Origin of the sequence: Micromonospora sp. NPDC005553 (genome assembly GCF_042871765.1) — a bacterium.
Taxonomy (GTDB): domain Bacteria; phylum Actinomycetota; class Actinomycetes; order Mycobacteriales; family Micromonosporaceae; genus Micromonospora.
The window spans coordinates 1-21,037 of record NZ_JBIAJD010000002.1; the positions used below are offsets into that span (position 1 = coordinate 1).

At 70.7% G+C, this 21,037-nt stretch carries 17 protein-coding genes; 12 read left to right on the plus strand and 5 right to left on the minus strand.

Translation table 11 applies throughout. From position 1 onward, the window contains the following. The first annotated feature begins 365 nt into the window (after positions 1-365). The 3 genes from ACFYPG_RS07240 to ppc all read left to right on the plus strand — a co-directional run bounded on the left by ACFYPG_RS07240 (position 366) and on the right by ppc (position 5,435). Positions 366-1,301, plus strand: a complete 936-nt coding sequence (locus ACFYPG_RS07240; RefSeq protein WP_387350929.1) for a cyclase family protein — start codon at positions 366-368, stop codon at positions 1,299-1,301. A 165-nt stretch (positions 1,302-1,466) separates the two neighbouring features. Then, positions 1,467-2,519 carry a hypothetical protein gene (locus ACFYPG_RS07245; protein ID WP_387350931.1) on the plus strand — a complete coding sequence of 351 codons (1,053 nt, stop codon included), beginning with the start codon at positions 1,467-1,469 and terminating at the stop codon, positions 2,517-2,519. A 129-nt stretch (positions 2,520-2,648) separates the two neighbouring features. Then, positions 2,649-5,435, plus strand: a complete 2,787-nt coding sequence (gene ppc / locus ACFYPG_RS07250; protein WP_355009428.1) for a phosphoenolpyruvate carboxylase — start codon at positions 2,649-2,651, stop codon at positions 5,433-5,435. Between the two features lie 68 nt (positions 5,436-5,503). On the opposite strand, the gene ACFYPG_RS07255 is transcribed toward ppc, so the two are convergent. Further along, positions 5,504-6,322 (minus strand): hypothetical protein, encoded by an 819-nt coding sequence (locus tag ACFYPG_RS07255; RefSeq protein ID WP_387350933.1) that lies wholly within the window; start codon positions 6,320-6,322, stop codon positions 5,504-5,506. A gap of 54 nt (positions 6,323-6,376) precedes the next feature. On the opposite strand from ACFYPG_RS07255, the gene ACFYPG_RS07260 reads away from it, so the two are divergent. Both ACFYPG_RS07260 and ACFYPG_RS07265 read left to right on the plus strand, forming a co-directional pair. Further along, positions 6,377-7,552 (plus strand): DNA recombination protein RmuC, encoded by a 1,176-nt coding sequence (locus ACFYPG_RS07260; protein WP_355009430.1) that lies wholly within the window; start codon positions 6,377-6,379, stop codon positions 7,550-7,552. 137 nt (positions 7,553-7,689) lie between these two features. Further along, positions 7,690-10,986 (plus strand): S8 family serine peptidase, encoded by a 3,297-nt coding sequence (locus ACFYPG_RS07265; RefSeq protein ID WP_387350935.1) that lies wholly within the window; start codon positions 7,690-7,692, stop codon positions 10,984-10,986. 73 nt (positions 10,987-11,059) lie between these two features. Here ACFYPG_RS07265 and ACFYPG_RS07270 read toward each other — a convergent pair whose 3' ends face one another. Both ACFYPG_RS07270 and ACFYPG_RS07275 read right to left on the minus strand, forming a co-directional pair. Next, positions 11,060-11,494, minus strand: a complete 435-nt coding sequence (locus ACFYPG_RS07270; RefSeq protein WP_112581935.1) for a hypothetical protein — start codon at positions 11,492-11,494, stop codon at positions 11,060-11,062. Between the two features lie 40 nt (positions 11,495-11,534). Continuing rightward, the gene (locus ACFYPG_RS07275) at positions 11,535-12,521 is read right to left on the minus strand and encodes a 4-hydroxy-3-methylbut-2-enyl diphosphate reductase (RefSeq protein WP_355009432.1); all 987 of its coding nucleotides are present in this window, start codon (positions 12,519-12,521) and stop codon (positions 11,535-11,537) included. A 154-nt stretch (positions 12,522-12,675) separates the two neighbouring features. On the opposite strand from ACFYPG_RS07275, the gene xseA reads away from it, so the two are divergent. Then, positions 12,676-13,929 (plus strand): exodeoxyribonuclease VII large subunit, encoded by a 1,254-nt coding sequence (gene xseA, locus ACFYPG_RS07280; protein ID WP_387350937.1) that lies wholly within the window; start codon positions 12,676-12,678, stop codon positions 13,927-13,929. A 45-nt stretch (positions 13,930-13,974) separates the two neighbouring features. Further along, positions 13,975-14,196, plus strand: coding sequence for an exodeoxyribonuclease VII small subunit (locus tag ACFYPG_RS07285; protein WP_030328827.1), 222 nt, complete (start codon positions 13,975-13,977; stop codon positions 14,194-14,196). 43 nt (positions 14,197-14,239) lie between these two features. Here the strand turns inward: ACFYPG_RS07285 and ACFYPG_RS07290 are convergent, their stop codons facing one another. Further along, on the minus strand, positions 14,240-15,085 hold the full coding sequence (locus ACFYPG_RS07290; protein WP_357202747.1) for a hypothetical protein: 846 nt from the start codon (positions 15,083-15,085) through the stop codon (positions 14,240-14,242). Positions 15,086-15,291: 206 nt separating this feature from the next. After that, positions 15,292-15,939 carry a DUF4245 domain-containing protein gene (locus ACFYPG_RS07295; protein WP_355009434.1) on the minus strand — a complete coding sequence of 216 codons (648 nt, stop codon included), beginning with the start codon at positions 15,937-15,939 and terminating at the stop codon, positions 15,292-15,294. Between the two features lie 159 nt (positions 15,940-16,098). Between ACFYPG_RS07295 and glpX the strand changes: the two genes are divergently transcribed. From glpX to ACFYPG_RS07320, 5 genes are all read left to right on the plus strand, one after another. Beyond that, positions 16,099-17,130: a class II fructose-bisphosphatase gene (gene glpX / locus ACFYPG_RS07300; RefSeq protein ID WP_238661612.1), complete on the plus strand. Its 1,032-nt coding sequence runs from the start codon at positions 16,099-16,101 to the stop codon at positions 17,128-17,130. A 2-nt stretch (positions 17,131-17,132) separates the two neighbouring features. Beyond that, positions 17,133-18,113, plus strand: coding sequence for a DMT family transporter (locus tag ACFYPG_RS07305; RefSeq protein ID WP_387351810.1), 981 nt, complete (start codon positions 17,133-17,135; stop codon positions 18,111-18,113). Between the two features lie 194 nt (positions 18,114-18,307). Further along, positions 18,308-18,604 carry a DUF4190 domain-containing protein gene (locus tag ACFYPG_RS07310; RefSeq protein ID WP_387350940.1) on the plus strand — a complete coding sequence of 99 codons (297 nt, stop codon included), beginning with the start codon at positions 18,308-18,310 and terminating at the stop codon, positions 18,602-18,604. A gap of 369 nt (positions 18,605-18,973) precedes the next feature. Further along, positions 18,974-19,363 (plus strand): hypothetical protein, encoded by a 390-nt coding sequence (locus ACFYPG_RS07315; protein ID WP_355009436.1) that lies wholly within the window; start codon positions 18,974-18,976, stop codon positions 19,361-19,363. A 143-nt stretch (positions 19,364-19,506) separates the two neighbouring features. After that, positions 19,507-21,024: a hypothetical protein gene (locus tag ACFYPG_RS07320; protein WP_355009437.1), complete on the plus strand. Its 1,518-nt coding sequence runs from the start codon at positions 19,507-19,509 to the stop codon at positions 21,022-21,024. The last annotated feature ends 13 nt before the right edge of the window (positions 21,025-21,037 follow it).

Consider the following 21,037-nt stretch of genomic DNA (forward strand, 5'->3'; position numbering starts at 1 on the left):
CGCCCCGCGCCCCGCGCCCCGCGCCCCGCGCCCCGCGCCCCGCGCCCCGCGCCCCGCGCCCCGCGCCCCGCGCCCCGCGCCCCGCGCCCCGCGCCAAGATCGTGCTCGAACCAGGATGTAGTGGCATCAGCGACGCGCCGAGACCACTACATCCTGGATGTTGCGCGATCTTGGGTCCGAGTCGGCCTTCTTCGCGACAAGATCCGCTCAACTTCGGGGAACTTGCGGCGTCACAGCGCGCCGAGGCAGCACTTTCCCTGCAATTGAGCGGATCTTCACGGACCCGCCGGACCAGACTGCGGATCCCGCCGGGCCGGACACCCGGCGGCCTGCCGTTGTGTCTCGCGGATCTTGACGGTCGCCGGATGGCGTGGTCGGGTTTCGGCATGGGTGAGCAGTGGCGGGCACAGTTCGACGCGGAGGTGAGCTTCGCCAACGGCGGCGGGCTGCGTACCGAGGGGTTCCGGCTGGACATTCCCGGTCGGGAGATCACCGACGACGAGCTGGCGGCGTTGTTCGTCCGGCACCTCGGGCTGCTGATGGTCGCCGACGTCCGGATCAGCGCCAGGACGATCATCGAGGAGCCGCACAAGGGCGGCCGGGGGGTCGCGGTCGACGGATCCGGCACCGAACGCCGGCTGGTCGAGCTGAGCCACGTGATCCGCGGCGGGATGACCACCCTGCCGGGCTGGCCGGGTCCCCGGATCACCGACTGGCTGACCTTCGCGGCATCCCGCGAGCGGTACGCCCCGGACACCGAGTTCCACGTGGCCCGGATCGAGATGATCGCCAACACCGGCACGTACCTGGACACGCCCGCCCACCGCTGGGCCGGCAGGGACGACCTGACCGCTGTGTCGCTGGACCGTCTCGCCGACCTGCCGGGGGTGGTGGTCCGGGTGCCGAACGGCATCCGCGCGGTGGACCGGCTGATGCTGGCCCCGTACGAGGTGAGCGGCCGGGCGGTGTTGCTGCACACCGGGTGGGACGCGCACTTCGGCACCGAACGGTACGGCGCTCCGGAAGCGCCGTACCTGACCGGCGACGCCTCCCAGGCGCTTGTCGACGCGGGGGCGGCCCTGGTCGGCATCGACTCGATCAACATCGACGACATGAGCCCGACGGCCGCCGGCGTACGCCCCGCGCACAGCGCGCTGCTCGCCGCCGGCATCCCGATCGTGGAGCACCTGACCGGCCTGGATGCGTTGCCGCCGAGCGGGTTCCGGTTCACCGCTGCCCCGCCGATGGTGGCCGGCATGGGCACCTTTCCGGTTCGCGCCTTCGCCGTCGTCAACCCCTGACACCGCCCGCGACCCCTGCCGCAACCTGCGACGCGACCCGCGACCCGCGACGCCTACCGCCACCCGCGACGCCTGCCGCACGGCCAGCGGCGGTCGCGACCGGGCCGCCGGGGCGACGAGTTGGTTCCACCCTGCGGTCCACAAAACGGGCCATAGGCTAACAACGTGGACAAGGAATCGCGCGGCACAGCTCGCGACTGGGCGCCGCGCAGCATCGGACTGCTCCTCGGCACCCTCGTACTGGCCACGGCGTTCATCGCGGCCTACGTCGGCGCGTTGCACCAGCCCACACCCCGCGACCTGCCGATCGGCGTCGTCTCCAGCGACCAACGCGCCCAGGCGACGCTCGACGCCGTGCGTGCCCAGACCACCATCCTCAAACCCATCGGGTACGACGACCCGGCCGCCGCCGAGCACGCACTGCTCAGCCGCGCGGTGTACGCCGTACTCAGCACCGGAGAAGACAACGGCCTGCTCCTCACCGTGGCGAGCGCCTCCGGCCCCTCCGCCACCAGCGCGATCAAGGAGGTCCTCGGCACCGCCACCACCCGTACCGGCACCTCGCTCCGGATCGTCGACAAGGTGCCGGTCACCCCGACCGACCCGCGCGGGGTGGTGCCCTTCTACCTGAACGTCGGGTACGTCCTCGGCGGCTATCTCGCCTCGACGGTGCTCGGGATATCCGCCGGCACCACCCCCCGTACGGCGCGACGAGCCGGACTACGCATCGCCGCCCTGGCGGTCTACAGCGTGCTGCTCGGCATCGCCGGCGCGGTGGTGGTCGGACCCGTTCTGGACATCTGGCACGGCGACGTACCGACGATCGCCGCCATCGGCGCGCTGGCCGTCTTCGCCGCCGCCATGTTCGCCAGCGCCATTCAGGGCTGGCTCGGCGTCGCGGGCACCGCGCTGGTCATCCTGCTGTTGGTGGTGCTCGGCAACCCGGGCTCCGGGGGCATCTACGCGCCCGAGTTCCTGCCCGGGGTGCTGCGCGGCATGCACCGCTGGAACATCCCCGGGCTCGCCAACGACTTGACCAAGGCCGCTGTGTACTTCGACTGGCGGTCGGCCGGCTGGCCGGCTTCCGCCCTCGGGATCTGGGCGGTGCTCGGAGGGCTCGGACTCGTCAGCGCGAGCCTGGTCCGGGGTCGCCGGACCGCCCCCTCCGGCCCTGCAACGACCCGCACGGCCCTCTCGCCGGACCGCGACGGTGGTTGAGATCACCCCGGAAAACACCCTTCCCAGGGCAGTGGATCATCAGGGGGCCCTCCAGACATCCGCTGCGCGCGGATACCATCCAGTGAGTCGGACAGCGCTGTCCTTCGTATCCACGTAAGGGAGCGCATCGTGACCGACCAGCACGACCACGACGGCCCGGACGCCGCACTGCGCGCCGACATTCGCCGACTCGGCACCCTGCTCGGCCAGACCCTGGCCCGCCAGGAGGGTCGCCCGCTGCTCGACCTCGTCGAGGAGATCCGCGCCCAGGTCCGCTCCGACGCCCCGGCGGCCGCCCAGCGCCTCGGCGGGCTCGACGTGACCACCGGCACCAAGCTGGCTCGCGCCTTCTCCACCTATTTCCACCTGGCCAACATCACCGAGCAGGTGCACCGGGCACGGGACCTGCGCCGCCGCCGCGCGGTGCAGGGCGGTTGGCTGGACCAGGCCGCCAAGATGATCGCCGAGCGCGGGGTGCCGGCCGAGGAGATCGCCAACGCGGCTCGCCGGCTGGCGGTGCGACCGGTCTTCACCGCGCACCCGACCGAGGCGGCTCGTCGCTCGATCCTGTCCAAGTTGCGGGCGATCGCCGACGAGTTGGACACCGAGACCGCCAACGCGATCCTCTACGGCGCCAGCGACGAGGGCCCGGCCAACCGCCGGCTGGCCGAGTTGTTGGACCTGATGTGGCAGACCGACGAGCTACGGCTCGACCGGCCGGACCCGACCGACGAGGCCCGCAACGCCATCTACTACCTGCGCGACCTGTACGCCGAGGCCGCCCCGCAGGTGCTCGACGACCTGGCCGACACGTTGCGCACGCTCGGTGTGGAGACCTCACCGACGGCCCGGCCGCTGAGCTTCGGCACCTGGATCGGCGGCGACCGCGACGGCAACCCGTTCGTCACCCCGGCGGTCACCCGCGAGGTGCTGACCATCCAGCACGAGCACGGCATCGCGGCCACCGAGAAGGCGATGGACCACCTGATCAGCGAGGTCTCGGTGTCCCGCCGACTCCGCGGGGTCTCCCTGGACCTCTCCGCCAGCCTCGCCGCCGACCTGGACGCGCTGCCCGAGGTGGCACAGCGCTTCCGCCGGGTCAACGCGGAGGAGCCGTACCGGCTCAAGGCACGCTGCGTGAAGGCGAAGCTCGCCAACACCCGGCTGAGGTTGCGCCAGGGCACCGCACACGTACCGGGCCGGGACTACCGGGGCTCCGCCGAGCTGATCGCCGACCTGGACCTGCTGCGCGCCTCGCTGGCCCGCAACTCCGGGCAGCTCACCGCGGTCGGCCGGCTGGCCTCCACCATCCGTACGGTCTCCGCGTTCGGCCTGCACCTGGCCACCATGGACGTCCGGGAGCACGCCGAGGCGCACCACGCGGTGCTCGCGCAGCTCTACGAGGCGGTCGGCGAGGTCTCCGACTATCCGGCGCTGACCCGGCTGGAACGCACCAAGCTGCTCGCCGACGAGCTGACCGGTCGCCGTCCGTTGTCGACACTGGACACGTCGCTGTCCGAGCCGGCCCGCAAGACGTTCGACGTGTTCAGCACCATCCGGGAGGCACAGGACCGGTTCGGCGCCGAGGTGATCGAGTCGTACATCATCTCGATGACCCTGGGTGTCGACGACGTGCTGGCCGCGGTGGTGCTGGCCCGCGAGGCCGGCCTGGTGGACGTGCACAGCGGGCGGGCCCGGGTCGGGTTCGTGCCGCTCCTGGAGACCCCGGCCGAGCTGAACTCCGGCGGCGAACTCCTCGACGAGTTGCTGTCGCTGCCCGCGTACCGGGCGCTGGTGACGGCCCGGGGTGACGTGCAGGAGGTCATGCTCGGCTACTCCGACTCGAACAAGGAAGCCGGCATCACCACCAGCCAGTGGTCGATCCACCGGGCGCAGCGCGCGCTGCGCGACGTGGCCGCCCGGCACGGTGTGCACCTGCGGCTCTTCCACGGCCGGGGCGGCACTGTCGGGCGCGGCGGCGGGCCGACGCACGAGGCGATCCTGGCGCAGCCGTACGGCACCATGGACGGCGCCATCAAGGTGACCGAGCAGGGCGAGGTGATCTCCGACAAGTACACCCTGCCCTCGCTGGCCCGGGAGAACCTGGAGCTCACCCTCGCCGCTGTGCTCCAGGCGACCCTGCTGCACACCGCACCCCGGCAGCCCGCCGAGATGTTGGAGCGCTGGGACGCGACGATGGACGTGGTCTCCGAGTCGGCGTTCCGGTCCTACCGGTCGCTCGTCGAGGACCCGGACCTGCCCGCGTACTTCTGGGCGTCCACCCCGACCGAGCTGCTCGGCGCGCTGAACATCGGCTCCCGGCCGGCGAAGCGCCCGAACACCGGCGCCGGGCTGTCCGGGTTGCGGGCCATCCCGTGGGTGTTCGGCTGGACGCAGACCCGGCAGATCGTGCCGGGCTGGTTCGGCGTCGGCTCCGGGCTGGCCGCCGCCCGCGAGGCCGGTCTGGCGGACGTGCTGGCCGAGATGCACCGCAACTGGCACTTCTTCCGCACGTTCCTGTCGAACGTCGAGATGATGTTGACCAAGACCGACCTGAGCATCGCCCGCCGGTACGTCGAGACGCTGGTGCCGAAGAAGCTGCACCCGATCTTCGAGCAGATCGAGCAGGAGTACGAGCTGACCAAGCGGGAGGTGCTGGCGGTGACCGCCTCACCGGCCCTGTTGGAGAACTCGCCGGTGCTCCAGCGCACCCTGGCCGTCCGCGACACCTACCTGGAGCCTCTGCACCATCTCCAGGTGGCGCTGCTGCGGCAGTACCGGGAGTCGGGTGCCGCCGGCCGGGCGGTCGCCACCGCACCGGGCGGCCGACGCGCGCCGAGCGACGGCACCGCCCTGGAACGCGCGCTGCTCACCACTGTGAACGGCATCGCGGCCGGGATGCGCAACACCGGCTGATCAAGAGGTACGACAAACGGGCCCCGGTCGTTGCGACCGGGGCCCGTTTCGGTGGGTCTGAGCGACAGTCAGAAGTCGCCGCCGCCGAAGTCCCCGCCCCCGAAGTCGCCACCGCCGAAGCCGCCGCCACCGAAGTCCCCACCGGCGTAGTCGCCGCCGCCGAAGTCGCCGCCCTGGTCGCCGCCGCCGAAGTCCCCGCCCTGGTCGCCGCCGCCGCCCCCCTGGTCGACGCCGTCACCGAAGCCCTCCTGGTAGCCGGCGTCGTAGCCGTACCCGGGGTCGGCGAAGGCGGGCGAGAAGAGCGCGTCGGCGATCAGGATGCCGCCGAGCACACCGGCACCGGCACCCAGCGCCGTCTTCCACCAGGGCGTCGAATACCAGCCGGCGGGCACCGGTCGACCCTGATAACGCCCACCCGGGTAGTAGTAGGGCGTTTCCCGGCCGGGTTGTGGCCCGGCCCGGAAGGTCTGCCCCTGCACATCGACCTCACGCTCCTTGGTGAGCTGCCCCACGCCGCGGGCGGCGGCCAGGGTCGGCACCTCGGGGCCCGGATCGATGCCCAGCGCCGTGCGCGCCGCCCGGATGTACGCCAGACCCTCCAGCGCGGTCTCCCGGGCCAGCCCGAACTGGTGCGGCGTGGACGCCTGTTCCAGCTGGGAGCCCGCCGCGTTGTACCGCTCACCGGCGTCGGCAAGCGCCTGGCGTACCGCCGGGTCGTCGCCGTGCAGGTTCATCAACTGGCCGCCGAGGCGCTCGTACCACCGCTGCGCCTCCGCGCGGGCGTCGGCGAGCTCGGTGCGCCGACGGGCACCGGCCTGAGCGCGGACGAGCGCGGCGGCACCCAGCGCGCCGACCAGCACAACGGCGAGACAGAGCACAAGTTCCATGTCATCGAACGTACCCCCGGTCCGCACGTCGTATCCGTCTGGCAAGCTCCGGTGATGGACGTCTCGACGCTGCTCCTGGTGATCGTGTGCCTCGGCACCGGCGGGGCGGTGGGCTGGCTCGCGGCCCGGTCCCGGTCGGCCGCCGACATCGCCCGACTGGACGCCACCCTGGCCGCCACCCGGGAGGGCGAGGGTCGGCTGGAGCAGTCCATGCGGGCGCTCAGCTACGAGGCCACCGCACAGTCCCAGGAGGCGGTGGCCCGGGCGGTCGCGCCGCTGCACGACACCCTGCGCCGCTACGAGCAGCGGGTGGCCGAGCTGGAGCACGACCGCGTCGACGCGTACGCCGAGCTGCGTGAGCAGGTCCGCTCGATGAACGCGGTCTCCGGTGAGCTGCGTACCGAGACCAAGCAGTTGGTGGCGGCGCTGCGCGCACCGCAGGTGCGGGGCCGCTGGGGCGAGCACCAGTTGCGCCGGATCGTCGAGGCTGCCGGGATGCTGGAGCACTGCGACTTCTCCGAGCAGGTCACCGCCGACAACGACGGGCAGGTTGTCCGCCCCGACCTGGTGGTCCGGCTGCACGGCGGCCGGTCGGTGGTGGTGGACGCCAAGGCCCCGTTCGACGCGTACCTGACGGCCATGGAGGCCCGCGACGAGCGCGGCCGGGACACCCACCTCGACGCGCACGCGCGGCACCTGCGGGGGCACGTCGACGCCCTGGCCGCCAAGTCGTACTGGTCGGCGTTCGACAACTCGCCCGAGTTCGTGGTGCTGTTCGTCCCGGCCGATCCGTTCCTCGACGTCGCGCTCCAGCGAGACCCGTCGCTGCTGGAGCACGCCTTCACCCGCAACGTGGTGCTGGCCACGCCGGCCACACTGGTCGCGCTGCTCCGCACCGTGGCCTACTCCTGGCGGCAGGAGGCACTGGCCCGCAACGCGCTCGCCGTGCACACTCTCGCCCGGGAGCTGTACGGCCGGCTCTCCACCCTGGGCGACCACGTGGGCAAGCTCGGGTCCTCGCTGGCCGGTGCGGTGACCGCCTACAACCGGGCGGTCGGCTCGCTGGAGGCCCGGGTGCTGGTCAGCGCCCGCAAGCTCGCCGAGTTGGGCGTGTCGGACGACGAGTTGGCCACCCCGGCCCAGGTCGAGTTGACGCCCCGGCAACCGCAGGCACCCGAGCTGGCCGATCCGGCCGACGACGAGGCCTCGAACCGCTCGCCGATCATGTGACAGTACGTATATCCGCATGTCACGAACTGGTCACAAGGGACTGACCAGTAGTGACAGTGCTCGCCGCTACCACGAAAGATTCTGCTCACCCGAGCGCCCTTCTCTGAAGGGCCCTGTTCTCTGGAGGTAAAGAGAACGTGAGCAGACTCCGAAATATGAGCCGGCGCACCTCAGCCGCGCTCTTCGCGTCGGTCCTGGCGGCGAGCGCCATGACGACGATGGGTGGTGCCGCCACCGCGGCCGCCGCTCCCGCCACCACACCGGACGCTTCCCCGGCCACCGCCGCCGAGACGCTGGGCGCCCACGACGCCAAACTGCTCAGTGAGGCCCGCGCCAAGAAGGCTCCGACCGTCACGTTGATCGTCGCCACCGAGAAGGGTGAGGCGGGGGACGTCGCCGACAGCCTCACCAAGCTCGGCGGCATTGTCAGCCAGCGGCAGGACAGGGTCGGCTTCGTGCTGGCCAAGGTTCCGACCGACCGGGTCCTCAAGGCGGCGCGGCTGCCGGGCGTCTCGGCCGTCGACCTGGACGAGGTCATCCAACTGCCGGACCCGGCCCCGGAGCGCACCGCCACCGGCACCGCCGGCGCGCGGCAGGCCACCGTCGCGGCGCCGGGAGAGACCACCCCGGCCGACAACCCTTACATGCCGACGAACGAGACCGGCGCGGTGGCGTTCACCGCGGCCCACCCCGAGTGGGACGGCCGGGGCGTCACGATCGGCATCATGGACTCCGGTGTGGACCTGGCCCACCCGGCGTTGCAGCAGACGACCACCGGCGAGCGCAAGATCGTCGACTGGGTCACCGCTACCGATCCGTTGGAGGACGGCTCGTGGCGGCGGATGCAGGCCGAGGTCACCGGCCCGTCGTTCACCATCGCCGGCGGCACCTGGACGGCACCGGCCGGCACGTACCGGTTCAACCTGTTCAGTGAGTCGGTCACCACAGCGAGCGACGCCCGGGGTGACGTCAACCGCGACGGCGACACGACCGACACCTGGGGTGTGCTCTTCGACCCGGCCACCAACAACATCCGGGTGGACGCCAACCAGAACCTCAACTTCACCGACGACCCGGTCATGCGGCCGTACAAGGAAAAGTACGACATCGGCTACTTCGGTACCGACAACCCGGCGACCCCGGTCGCCGAGCGGCAGCCCTTCGTCGTCGAGTTCCGCAAGAACGTGAACACCACGCCGATCGGCCTGCCGGGCACCTACGACTACGTCAACATCGGCATCGTCGAGAGCACCCACGGCACCCACGTCGCCGGCATCACCGCCGCCAACGACATGCTCGGCAATGGAGCCTTCGACGGCGCCGCGCCCGGTGCCAAGCTGGTCTCCGCCCGCGCCTGTTCCTGGGGCGGCGGCTGCAGCGCGGCTGCCCTCACCACCGGCATGATCGACCTGGTGGCCAACCGTGGCGTCGACATCGTCAACATGTCGATCGGTGGCCTTCCGGGCCTGAACGACGGCAACAACGCGCGGACGAACCTCTACAACGAACTGATCGAGACGTACGGCGTGCAGTTGGTCATCTCGGCCGGAAACTCCGGCCCGGGTCTCAACACCGTCGGCGACCCGTCGGTGGCCAGCAACGTGATCAGCGTTGCCGCCAACATCAGCAAGGACACCTGGCTGGCCAACTACGGCTCGGTCGTGAAGAAGAAGAACGCCCTGTTCAACTTCTCCTCCCGTGGCCCGCGCGAGGACGGCGGCTTCAAGCCGAACATCGCCGCCCCCGGCTCGGCCATCTCCACCGCACCGACCTGGCAGCTCGGAGCCCCGGTCCCCGAGGCCGGTTACGCGCTGCCCCCGGGCTACGCGATGCTGAACGGCACCTCGATGGCGTCTCCGCAGACCGCCGGCGCCGGCGCGTTGCTGCTCTCGGCGGCCAAGGCCACCGACCGGGGCGTCAGCCCGGCCGCACTGCGGCGGGCGCTGTTCAGCTCCGCCAAGCCGATCGCGGACGTGCCGACGTACGCGCAGGGCTACGGCATGGTCAACGTTCCGGGCGCCTGGCAGTTGCTGCGCCAGGGCGTCGAAACCCGGTCGTACGTCTCCGACGCGCCGGTCTGCAGCCCTCTGGCGGAGCAGCTGACCATTTGGAACGGCGTGAAGTTCGTGCCGAACCCGGGCCGGGGCACCGGCGTCTACAACCGCTGCACCTCGTCCGAGGGCGGCCAGAAGGTCGGCCAGAGCAAGACGTACCCGGTCAAGCTCACCCGCACCAGCGGCCCGGCCGGCACCATCAAGCACACCATCACGCTCCAGGGCAACGACGGCACCTTCAAGGCGCCGAAGACCGTCGCGTTGCCGCTCAACAAGGCCGTCACCATCAGCGTCACCGCCAAGCCGGCCACCGAGGGCGCGCACGGCGCGATCGTGCGGATCGACGACCCGGCGACCAACGTCGTCGACTTCGAGGTGTCCACGGTGGTGGTGGCCTCCAACGACGTGAAGAAGCCCACCTTCTCGTACGCGAACGAGGGCTCGGTCGACCGCAACGGCTTCACGTCGTACTTCGTCACGGTGCCGGAGGGCGCCAAGGCACTCCAGGTGAACCTCTCCGGAATCGCCACCGATTCGCAGACCCGGTTCATCGCGATCAACCCGTTGGGTGTGCCGGTGGAGGCCACCACCAGCACCGTCTGCTACACCAACTTCTCCGACGTCAACGTCTGCAAGCCGCAGGAGCGTGACTACCAGAACCCGCTTCCCGGGGTCTGGGAGATCGAGGTGGAGGCGCGGCGGACGTCCCCGGCGCTGAACAACCCGTTCAAGCTCCAGGCGCGGGTGCAGGGCCTGACGGTCGAGCCGGCGCTGGTCGAGCTGCCCAGTGTCGAGGCCGGCGAGCCGACCCCGGTGAGCTGGAAGGTCACCAACGCCTTCGGTCCGGTCTCGGTCAGCGGCCGCAGCGGCGCGCTGACCGGTGTGCGGACCGAGCGTCCGACCATCACCGAGGGCGGTCCCAACCAGGAGTGGACCGTCGAGATCCCGGCGGGTACGTCGACGTTCACCGCCCGGATCGGCAACCCCGCCAACGCGGGCGCCGACCTGGACCTGTTCGTCTACCGGGGTACCACCGAGGTCGGCCGGGCCGCTGACGGCGACTCGGAGGAGGCGGTCACGCTGACCAACCCGGCCGCCGGCACCTACCGCGTCGTGGTGGAGCCGTACGGGGTCGACGGGCCGGGGACCAGCACCGCCTACGACTACTACGACGCGTTCGCGTCCGCGTCGCTGGGCACGATCACCGCTCCGGCCGTCGCGGTGCCGCTGATGCACGGCGAGTCGGCCACCATCACCGGCACGGTGACCGCGGTGGCCGTTCCGGCCGACGGGCGTCAGCTCTCCGGTGAACTGGCGATCGTCACCAGCGAGGGTGCGATCGTGGGTCGCGGCAACGTGTCCATCGGTGCGGTGAACTGATCCGCTCGTAACACCGGCAGGAGCCCGTCCCCACGTTCGGGGGCGGGCTCCCGCATGTCAGGGGTGGAAAGGGTCAGGACCGGTGGGCTGCCGTCACGACGAACGGGGTGCCCTGCTGGCAGGTGGTCATCATGCCGGGCTCCACCCGACCGGTGACCTCGACCCGGGCACCCGGCGTCAGCACCTCACGCGGGCCGCCGAGCAGCAGGTAACCGTCGAGCAGCACGCAGCCGGGCTCCACACCGCCCTGCACGGTGCCGCTCAGGGTGGTGGCCCCGACGCCCGGCGGCGTGCTCGGGCCGCCCGGTTTCGGAGTTTTCAGTCCGGGCGGCACGCTCCGGGTGCCGGTCTCCGGCGAGGGCGTCGGGTCGGGCGTGGGCTGGCTGGTCACCGGCTGTGCTCCCGTCGGTGTGGGGGTGGGTGTGCCGCCCCCGACACCCTGGCCGCCGCAGGCGCTCAGCGCCACGCAGACGGCCAGCGCGGGGACGGCGAGCCGAAGAGTCCTCATGCCGAATCTGACGTACGCCGACCCGAGTTCGTTCCGTGCTTCAGCCGCGCGCCGCGGCGGCCTTCATGTCCCGCCTGAGCTCCTGCGGAAGCGAGAACGTGAGCCGCTCGTTGGCGGTGGTGATCTCCTCGACGTCGGCGAAGCCGCGGGCGGCGAGGTGGACCAGCACCTCCTGGACCAGGTCGTCCGGGACGCTCGCGCCCGAGGTCAGGCCAACCGTGGTGGCCCCCTCCAGCCAGGCGTCGTCGATCTCGTGCGCGAAGTCGACCAGGTGACCGGCGCGGGCGCCGGCGTCCAGGGCGACCTCGACCAGGCGGACCGAGTTGGAGGAGTTCGTCGAGCCGACCACGATCACCACGTCACAGTCGGCGGCGATCTCCTTGATCACGTGCTGCCGGTTGGAGGTGGCGTAGCAGATGTCGTCGCTGGGCGGAGACTGCAACAGCGGCAGCCGCTGCTTGAGGCGGGCCACCGTCTCCAGCGTCTCGTCGACCGAGAGCGTGGTCTGGGAGAGCCAGACCACCTTCTCCGGATCACGTACGGTGATCTTGTCGGCACCGTCCGGGCCGTCCACCAGCTGGATGTGCGCGGGGGCCTCACCGGCGGTGCCGATGACCTCTTCGTGCCCCTCGTGGCCGATGAGCAGGATGTCGTAGTCCTCGGCCGCGAAGCGCCGCGCCTCGTGGTGCACCTTGGTGACCAGCGGACAGGTCGCGTCGATCGCCTTCAGCGAACGCGCCTTGGCCTGCTCGTGGACCTCCGGTGCCACACCGTGCGCGGAGAAGATGACGGTGGCGCCCTCCGGCACCTCCTCGTTCTCCTCGACGAAGATGGCGCCCTGGGCCTCCAGGGTCTGCACCACGTACTTGTTGTGCACGATCTGCTTGCGCACGTAGATCGGGGCGCCGTAGAGCTTCAGCGCCTCCTCCACGGTCTGCACGGCGCGGTCGACACCCGCGCAGTAGCCGCGGGGCTTGGCCAGGAGCACGCGCTTGCCGGTCCGGTGAGTCGCCTGAGCCTCAGTCACCACCCCATCGTACGTGCCACCCCTCCACCCGCCACCGGCCCGCGCCCCGCCCATCCCTGCGTTGATCATGAAGTTATTGCTGCGACACGCCGGCACGGAGGGCAATAACTTCATGATCGACGGGCCAGGCGGGGGAGGTCCGTAGGGTGGGCGGGTGAGCGAGGGCGGGCGGGTGGGAAGCGGCGGGGCCAGCGGCGGGGGCGGCGGGGCGAGCAGCGCTGAGGAGCCTTGGCCGGTACGGGTGGTCAGCCAGAAGGTGGGGGCCTGGATCGCCAAGCTGGGCTGGGTGTGGGTGGACGGGCAGGTGGCGCAGATCAGCCGCCGCCCCGGGGCCAGCACTGTCTTCCTCACCCTGCGTGACCCATCGGCCGATCTGAGCCTGACCGTCACGACCAACCGGGACGTCCTGGACTCCGGCGCGCCGGAGCTACGCGAGGGCGCACGTGTCGTGCTGCACGCCAAGCCCGAGTTCTACGCCGCCCGGGGCACGCTGAGCCTGCGGGCCGACGAGATTCGTCAGGTGGGGCTCGGGGAGCTGCTGGCCCGACTGGAGAAGCTCAAGAAGCTGCTCGCCGCCGAAGGGCTCTTCGACCGCGCCCGCAAGCGTCGACTGCCGTTCCTGCCCGGCCGGATCGGGCTCATCACCGGTCGCGCGTCGGCGGCCGAGCGGGACGTGCTGACAAATGCCCGGCGGCGCTGGCCGGCCGTGGAGTTCCGGACGGTCAACGTGGCCGTGCAGGGCCCGTCCGCGGTGCCACAGATCGTTGACGCGCTCAAGGTGCTGGACGCCGACCCGAGCATCGACGTGATCATCATCGCCCGGGGTGGCGGCGGCATCGAGGACCTGCTGCCCTTCTCCGACGAGGCGCTCTGTCGCGCGGTGTTCGGCTGTCGTACGCCGGTGGTCAGCGCGATCGGCCACGAGACGGACGCGCCGTTGATCGACTATGTCGCCGACGTCCGCGCGTCCACCCCGACCGACGCGGCGAAGCGGGTCGTCCCCGACCTCACCGAGGAGGTACGCCTCATCGGTCAGGCCCGGCACCGCCTCGAACGGGCGGTGCGCAACCTGGTCGACCGGGAGACGCACCGGCTGGACGGGCTGCGTTCCCGACCGGTGCTGGCCCGACCCCAGGTGATGGTGGAGCATCGGGCTACCGAGCTGACCGCGTTGCGTCAGCGGGCCGGCCGCTGCTTGGAGCACCGGCTCGGGGCCGCCGAGGACGACCTGCGGCACACCCTCGCGCGGCTACGCGCCCTCTCCCCCGCCGCCACCCTCGACCGGGGGTACGCGATCGTGCAGCGCGCCGACGGCCACGTGGTCCGCGCGGCGGCGGAGGTCGGCAGGGGCGACCCGCTGCGGGTACGACTGGCCGACGGCGAGCTGGCCGCCACTGTCGATGGCTGAGTGGCGACGCGGCGCGGTGGGGAGTGGTGTGCTGAGATGAACGCGATGACTGATGACACGAAGGCCGGGCCGGACGAGCGGCTCAGTTACGAGCAGGCCCGCGCCGAGCTGGCCTCGGTGGTGGAGCGGCTGGAGGCCGGCGGCACGTCCCTGGAGGAGTCGCTGGCCCTCTGGGAACGCGGCGAGGCGCTGGCGGTGATCTGTCAACGCTGGCTGGATGGTGCGCGGGCGCGGATCGACGCCGCCCGGCAGGAGCCCGCTTCCTGACCGACCGCCGGTGGGGCGGCCGGAGCCGCCCCACCTCGGCACGTCAGTTGAACAGGCTGTACAGCTCGGCCGGCGCCTCGACGACCTGGTCCGCCGGCGGCTTCTGCGCGGCGGTGGCGGCACCGTAGTCGGAGTACGTCATCTTGATCTCCTGGGCGGTGGTCTGCCCGGCGGCCGGCAACTGCAGCACCAGCTCGCTGAGCCGGCCCTGCGGGTCGACCTTCGCGGTGAACGGGACGGTCTTCGCCTGGGTGCCCAGCGCGGCGATCGTGGCGGCGTTCAACGAGCCCGCCTCGGCGGCCTTGGTGACGTCGATGGTGCCGGCGTACGCGCCGGTGCCGGTGCTGCGGACCTCGGTGATGCCCTGGGTGAGCACCGCGCTGCCGGCCGGGTCGACCTTCTCGAAGTCGAAGCCGAGGCTGCGGTTGCCCTTGATCCGGGTCTGGTCGAGGTGCTGGTACTTGCCGAGATTGAGCTGCTTGATGGCGGGCAGGCTGTTGGCGGTGGGGCCGCTCAGCTCCAGCTTGACCCAGCTGTCCGGCTTGAAGTGGATCACATCGAGCTTCATCGCCAGGTCGGACGAGGGGCCACCGATCGCGATCTTCATCGCCGCGCTCTGGCTCGGCTGGTGCACGAGCCCCTCCGCGGTCGAGCCGGCACCGGCCAGGGTGAACCGGAAGTTCCCGTTGCTGATCTCCTTGGTGGAGTCGAGCAGGGCCTGCTTGGCGTCGCCCGCGACCGGAGCACCGGATGGGCTCGCCGTCCCGGACGCGCTCACCGTCGGAGACGGCGTCGATCCGGCGGTGCCGGTTCCGCTGGCGCAGGCGGCCAGTGCGGGCGTAATCAGGGCGGCGGCTACCAGGCCGGCGCCGAGTCGTCGAACAGTCATACGTGTCTCCCAAGGGGGTCACCCGACGACCTGGACGGCGCCGGAAACTCCGGCGACGCAGCAGCACCGTCGGCTGCGTCGCGCGACCCGGGCCGAGCAACGCGCCCGGATCACCCCCTCCTTCTTCCCTGTCGACGCGTCGGACAATCACCCTTCGGGCCAGTTGCCCAGATTCAGCGCCGACGGGGCCATTCGACCGGGTCCGGTCAGCGCAGCGAGCCGGCCAGTTCGCGGAGTTCGTTGTCCCGGGCGTCGCCGACGACGATCACCGTGCGGGTCGGCTCCAGCAGGACCAGCGCCTGCTGGTTCCCCCGGGCCGTGTAGAGCTGCCAGGAGCGCCCGGCCAGCTCGGTGGGGCCCTGCGGTTGGCCCTGACTGGTCAGCTCGGCGGGGAGCAGACGGTCCGCCGGGACGCTGCTCTGCAGCAGTTGGACGCCCCGCCCCTCCGGCGTGAGGTAGCCGAGTCGCAGGTTCGCACCGCCCTCGACGGTCTGGTAGCGGGCGCTGACCGTCTTCCAGTCGGCGCCGAGCCCCTGCGGCTGGCTCACCGGGAAGACGTTCGCCGAACGTGCCTGCTCGATGGCGGGCGCAGGATCGACTGTGGTGGCCTGGTCGCCGCCGAGGAATCCCCGGTAGAACGCCAGGAGCAGCGCGATCGGGACGAGCAGCACCAGCAGCGAGATCGCCATGTCCTTCGGCGACCGCTCGGACTTGCCGGACACCGCTGGTGGCGGTGGGGTCGGGTCGGTCGCGGCGGGCTCACCACTGCGGCCGGCGGGGGCGTCGGCCGGCGGCTGACCGTCGGGCGGCGTGCTGTCGGCGGGTACGCGGTCGGCAGGCTGTGCGGGTTCCACCCCGTTATCTTCGCAGCCGCCCGACCGGCGGTATCCAGGCCATCACCGCCCCGCGCCGCCGCCCGGTCGGCCATCGTGTGAGGATCAGCGACAAAGCCGGCAGTGGGGGCCTCCCCGTCGCCGGTCGTCCCCGCACCGTCGCGAGGAGGAGTAGCCGTCATGACGAACACCAGGACGCGGATCCCACAGGATCTCGACCGAAACCTTGCCCTCGACCTGGTCCGGGTCACCGAGGCCGCGGCGATGGCCGCCGGCCGTTGGGTCGGTCGGGGCGACAAGGAGGGCGGCGACGGGGCCGCGGTCGACGCGATGCGCAAGCTGATCAACTCGATCCAGATGCGCGGTGTGGTGGTGATCGGCGAGGGCGAGAAGGACAACGCCCCGATGCTCTTCAACGGCGAACACGTCGGCGACGGCACCGGCCCGGAGGTGGACGTCGCCGTCGACCCGGTGGACGGCACCACCCTGATGAGCAAGGGCATGCCGAACGCGGTGGCGGTGCTCGCCGTCTCCGAGCGCGGTGCGATGTTCGACCCCAGCGCCGTGTTCTACATGGAGAAGCTCGCCGTCGGGCCCGCGTACGCCGACGTGATCGACATCAACGCCGGTGTCGCGGAGAACCTGCGCCGGATCGCCAAGGTCAAGGGCACTGACGTCTCCGAGGTGACCGTCTGCGTGCTGGACCGGAGCCGTCACGACGACCTGGTCACGCAGATCCGCCGGACCGGGGCGGGGATCCGGTTCATCTCCGACGGCGACATCGCGGGCTCGATCGCGGCGGCCCGGGGCGAGTCGGACGTCGACGTCCTGATGGGCATCGGCGGCACCCCGGAGGGCATCATCTCCGCGTGCGCGCTGAAGTGCATGGGCGGTGCGATGCAGGCCAAGCTGTGGCCGCGCGACGAGCAGGAGCGGGAGAAGGCGATCGCCGCCGGGCACGACCTGGACCGGGTGCTGGGCACCGATGATCTGGTCACCGGCGACAACTGCTTCTTCGTGGCGACCGGGGTCACCTCGGGCGACCTGCTGCGCGGGGTGCGTTACCGGGCGGGCGGCGCGTACACCCAGTCGATCGTGATGCGCTCGAAGAGCGGCACCATCCGGGTGATCGACTCGTACCACCGGCTGGAGAAGCTGGCGCTCTACTCCGCCGTCGACTTCGATGGTCGTCCGCTGGCCGAGCAGGAGTGACAATCACCGACACGGCGACCCCGCAGACCCTGTCGGCCGCCCGCCGGATCACCGGCGTCGCGCTGGCGTCGGCCTCCGGGGTCGCGGTGGCGGTGCAGTCGCGGATCAACGGCGAGCTGGGGGTACGCCTCGACGACGGTTTCGCCGCCGCCGTGGTCTCGTTCGGCATCGGCCTGCTGGTGCTGCTGGTGCTGGTGCCCGCGACCCCCGGTGGTCGGCGCGGGCTGGTCGCGACGCGGCAGGCCCTGCGGACGGGCTCGCTACGGCCGTGGCAGTGCCTCGGCGGGATGTGCGGGGCCTTCCTGGTGGCCACCCAGGGCCTCACGATCGGCACGTTGGGCGTGGCGGTCTTCACCGTGGCGGTGGTCGCCGGCCAGACCGGCAGCAGCCTCGCCGTGGACCGGGCCGGAATCGGGCCGACCGGCCGGCAGCCGGTCACCCGGCAGCGGCTGGCCGGAGCGGTGCTCACCGTGCTGGCGGTCGGCCTGGCGGTCGGCGACCGTCTTGGCGACCTGGGCGCGCTGGCGCTGGCCCTGCTACCACTGCTCGCCGGGGTGGGTATCGCCTGGCAGCAGGCCGTCAACGGTCGGGTCCGGGCGGCGGCCGACAGTGCGCTGACCGCCACGCTCGTGAACTTCGCCGTCGGCACCGCCACCCTGCTCGTCGCGTTCGCGATCGACATCGCCGTACGCGGCTGGCCCGGCGGTGAGCTGCCGTCTGAGCCGTGGCTCTACCTGGGCGGCCCGATCGGCATCGTGTTCATCGCGATCGCCGCCGCGATCGTGCGCTTCACGGGTGTGCTGCTGCTCGGCCTGGCCACCATCGCCGGGCAGATCGTGGGCGCGGTCCTGCTGGACCTGATCCTCCCCACGGCGGCCTCGCACCCGGGTGTGAACACCCTGCTCGGGGCCGCGCTGACAATGGTGGCGGTGCTGATCGCCGCGCTGGCACCCCCCGTCCGTCGAGGTGATGCCCGAGTGTGACGACCGGGAGCCGACCAGTCAGTGACAGCTTGGCAAGAGCTGACCATTTGAGTGGACTTAGTACGGTCAATCTAAGCTGCAGACAGAGGGTGCTCAACGCGAGAGGCGCGGCCACCTCCAGCCGAGAGGTCCGCCCTACCTTTCGGGGTCGAGCACCAGGCAGCCTGGAAATCGGCTATCTGAAGGGGTTATCCGTGACTCAGCAACCACATTCGCCTGCCCCCAACGCCCCAGGCCTCACCACACAAGGACGGACCAACCCAACCGCGCTGTCGGCGGCGGTCTTCGCCGCCCTCTCCGTCGTGTTTCTACCGCTGGCCTGGCTACTCGGCGCGGCGGCCGTCCTGACTGCTCGCCGAGCGCGCGCCGAGATCACGCGAACCGGGGATCGTGGCGAATCCCTTGCCACAATTGCGCTGACCACCGGCTGGGCAACTATCGCCATCGTGACGGTCATCTATTCAGGCGCCTTGCTGTCGGCAGTCTTCTAGAGGTCCCCCATCCCTCCAAGGGCCCTCGTGGCACCGACGGCCAGCACAAGCACCACCGACCTTTAGAGACATCGACGCGCAAGGGACTCCAAGCGGCGGTCTCGTCGCCTGACGCAATAGACCGAAGTTAGCCCCAAGTCAACATCATGTTGCGGTTGAGTTACTCCTTGTCGCGTGACAAGCTTATCTCTCACACGGGGGTGTGGTTACGGCGCGGGAACGCCGTAACCACGTGTCCCCCACACCACACCTTGGGAGGAACATGTGAGGGACAGAGGGATTGTATCCAGGCTGTCTAGGTACGGCGTAGCGGCCTCCGCCGTCGCGCTCGCCGTCGTCGGCGGTGCAGCACCAGCTCAGGCTGGCGACATGACGCCCATGGCCAGCGGCAGCGCCTCAACGACGTTCGCCAACGGTGCCAAGCTGACCGGCAACGTCTGGATCGCTACCTGGGCCAGCGGTGGTTGCGCCGACTGGACCAGCTCAGCCGTCATCTCCGGCGGCTCGAACCCGGTTTCGGGCAATGACTGGGTCAAGAACACCACAAAGTTCGACCCGTGGGGTGTTTCCCCGTCGGTCACCGCGTTCGGAAAGAGCGGTGATCCGGTCTCTGCCAGCTGGACGAACAACAACGGGTCCCGCGGTTCGTACCAGTCGGGCAACCTGTGCACCAACTGGCGGACCATCGGCGTCGAAGGTTCAGAGACCGCGCAGGCCTTTTACTACGGCCAGACCAAGACGGTCACCGCGGTCACCTGATTGTGAGCACCACAATCGCTAGTCGACGGAGCCGCAGCCGCTGGCTGCGGCTCCGTTCGCGAAACGCATTGACCTGGTTAATTGTGGCGGCAATTGTCGCCGGTGGAATCGGCCTTTTCGTCATGAGAGGCGATGAGGGGCCCGTGCGGTCGCGCGAGCAACGCGCGTTGATCGACACCCTGCGCACGTTGGTAGCTGAGAACGGGCTGATCATGCGGCCCGGCCTGTCCTCTGACGGCCCTTCGTCGTGGCCGGCCAGCGGGTACGGCTTGGCGGCCATAGCAGCCATCGAGGCAGCCCACCCCCATCCGGCCGTTGGTGGCTCGGCTGAAGTACAACGGTCACTCAAGGAACAGATCGATGAGGAGCCGATCTGGGGGCGCTGGTACGGCGCTCTGGTCGAGAAGAGCACTGGGCAGGTCATCCCTGGGGACTGGGCCACCGGCATCCTGGACGACCCGGTGCTCCCGAAGGACGGAACAGCACAGATCGCTGCCATCGCTGCCATCACCGATGTCGTAGCGGTGAAGTCGCTACCTCTGCCACCGTCGACGGCGGCCAGCTTGGTTGCGCGACTGAAGGCCGCGGCAGCAGCCACTGACGAGTCGTACGCCAAGTGTCGGGCACTGGAGAGCGCGGCGGTGCTCGGCGACAGGACGATCGCCACGACCATCCGCCCCGTCGCCGCGCCCGACCTCGGGCAGCCGATGTCTACCAGGTCGATCGTCGACCTGCACGGAGTGCTGTGCGCCCGGAGCCAGCTCGGGCAGAAGCCGGATGCCAGTCAGTTGGCGCGGATCCGAACTTGGCTTGAACCACACCTGCAGATGACAGTGGCGGGTGCGGAATTCGAGGCGTACTACCTGTCGCAGAGTTGGCTGCTCGCCGGCGGTGAGCCGGCGCGGCTCCAGCCCTTGGCAGCGAGCCTCCGTGCCAGGATCGACCCCGCGACCGGGCTGCTGCGAGGCCACGCCGTGCGACTGGGGACCTTGGAGAACACCTACTTCGCTGCGGTCCTCGCCGAGAGCGTCGACGCGGCAGACGAACTGTTCAGCCAGGACACGATCCGTGCGGTACGGGCGCAAATTCCCGAGCTCCGGAGCCGCGGAAACGGCCTTGACCTGCTGATGTGCGCAGTAATCCTGCGATACTCGGGCCAGGCGGATCGGGCGCTGGAGGATGAGGCCGCTTCCCTTGCCACCCAGAAGCTCGGCGGCAGGGCAGATCGGAGCAGCGTCGTCGTCGCCGCCCGCGTCATGACCTTGCTCCAGCAAATCGGCCGGCAGGCACCCCGGGTCACGGCCAGCCTGTTTCCGGTCAGGGATGCGGAAGACCGCTACCTGTCGTGGACCATGCTTTCCCTTGCGCCTCACCTGAGCAACCCTGACGCTGTCCGCGAACACTTCAAGGCGCAGATGGCCGAGGCCGGCCAGGCGCTGGCCAGCCCGGATCGGCTGATGGCCAAAGAGGTCATCGTCGCCCTCGTCGCCTCTGGGACGTCGGTGAACCGCGACGCGCTGCCGCCGCCTCTTGAACAATGGGCAAGAGCCGTGCGCGGCTGCGATGGGTTCCCCCTGCTCTATCGACCGCTGCTATCCGAGTCGAGATGCACTCTCGAAGCCACGGTGCAATTGCTGGACGCAGGCCTCAGCAAACTTTGACGATTGCGAGACG

Bases quoted from the DNA above. Each gene is read 5' to 3' on its own strand.
- ACFYPG_RS07315 (WP_355009436.1), top strand. From the start codon at position 18,974: ATGACGCCCATGGCCAGCGGCAGCGCCTCAACGACGTTCGCCAACGGT.
- ACFYPG_RS07290 (WP_357202747.1), bottom strand. From the start codon at position 15,085: ATGACTGTTCGACGACTCGGCGCCGGCCTGGTAGCCGCCGCCCTGATT.
- ACFYPG_RS07255 (WP_387350933.1), bottom strand. From the start codon at position 6,322: ATGGAACTTGTGCTCTGTCTCGCCGTTGTGCTGGTCGGCGCGCTGGGT.
- ACFYPG_RS07240 (WP_387350929.1), top strand. From the start codon at position 366: ATGGCGTGGTCGGGTTTCGGCATGGGTGAGCAGTGGCGGGCACAGTTC.
- ACFYPG_RS07285 (WP_030328827.1), top strand. From the start codon at position 13,975: ATGACTGATGACACGAAGGCCGGGCCGGACGAGCGGCTCAGTTACGAG.
- ACFYPG_RS07270 (WP_112581935.1), bottom strand. From the start codon at position 11,494: ATGAGGACTCTTCGGCTCGCCGTCCCCGCGCTGGCCGTCTGCGTGGCG.
- ACFYPG_RS07260 (WP_355009430.1), top strand. From the start codon at position 6,377: ATGGACGTCTCGACGCTGCTCCTGGTGATCGTGTGCCTCGGCACCGGC.
- glpX (WP_238661612.1), top strand. From the start codon at position 16,099: ATGACGAACACCAGGACGCGGATCCCACAGGATCTCGACCGAAACCTT.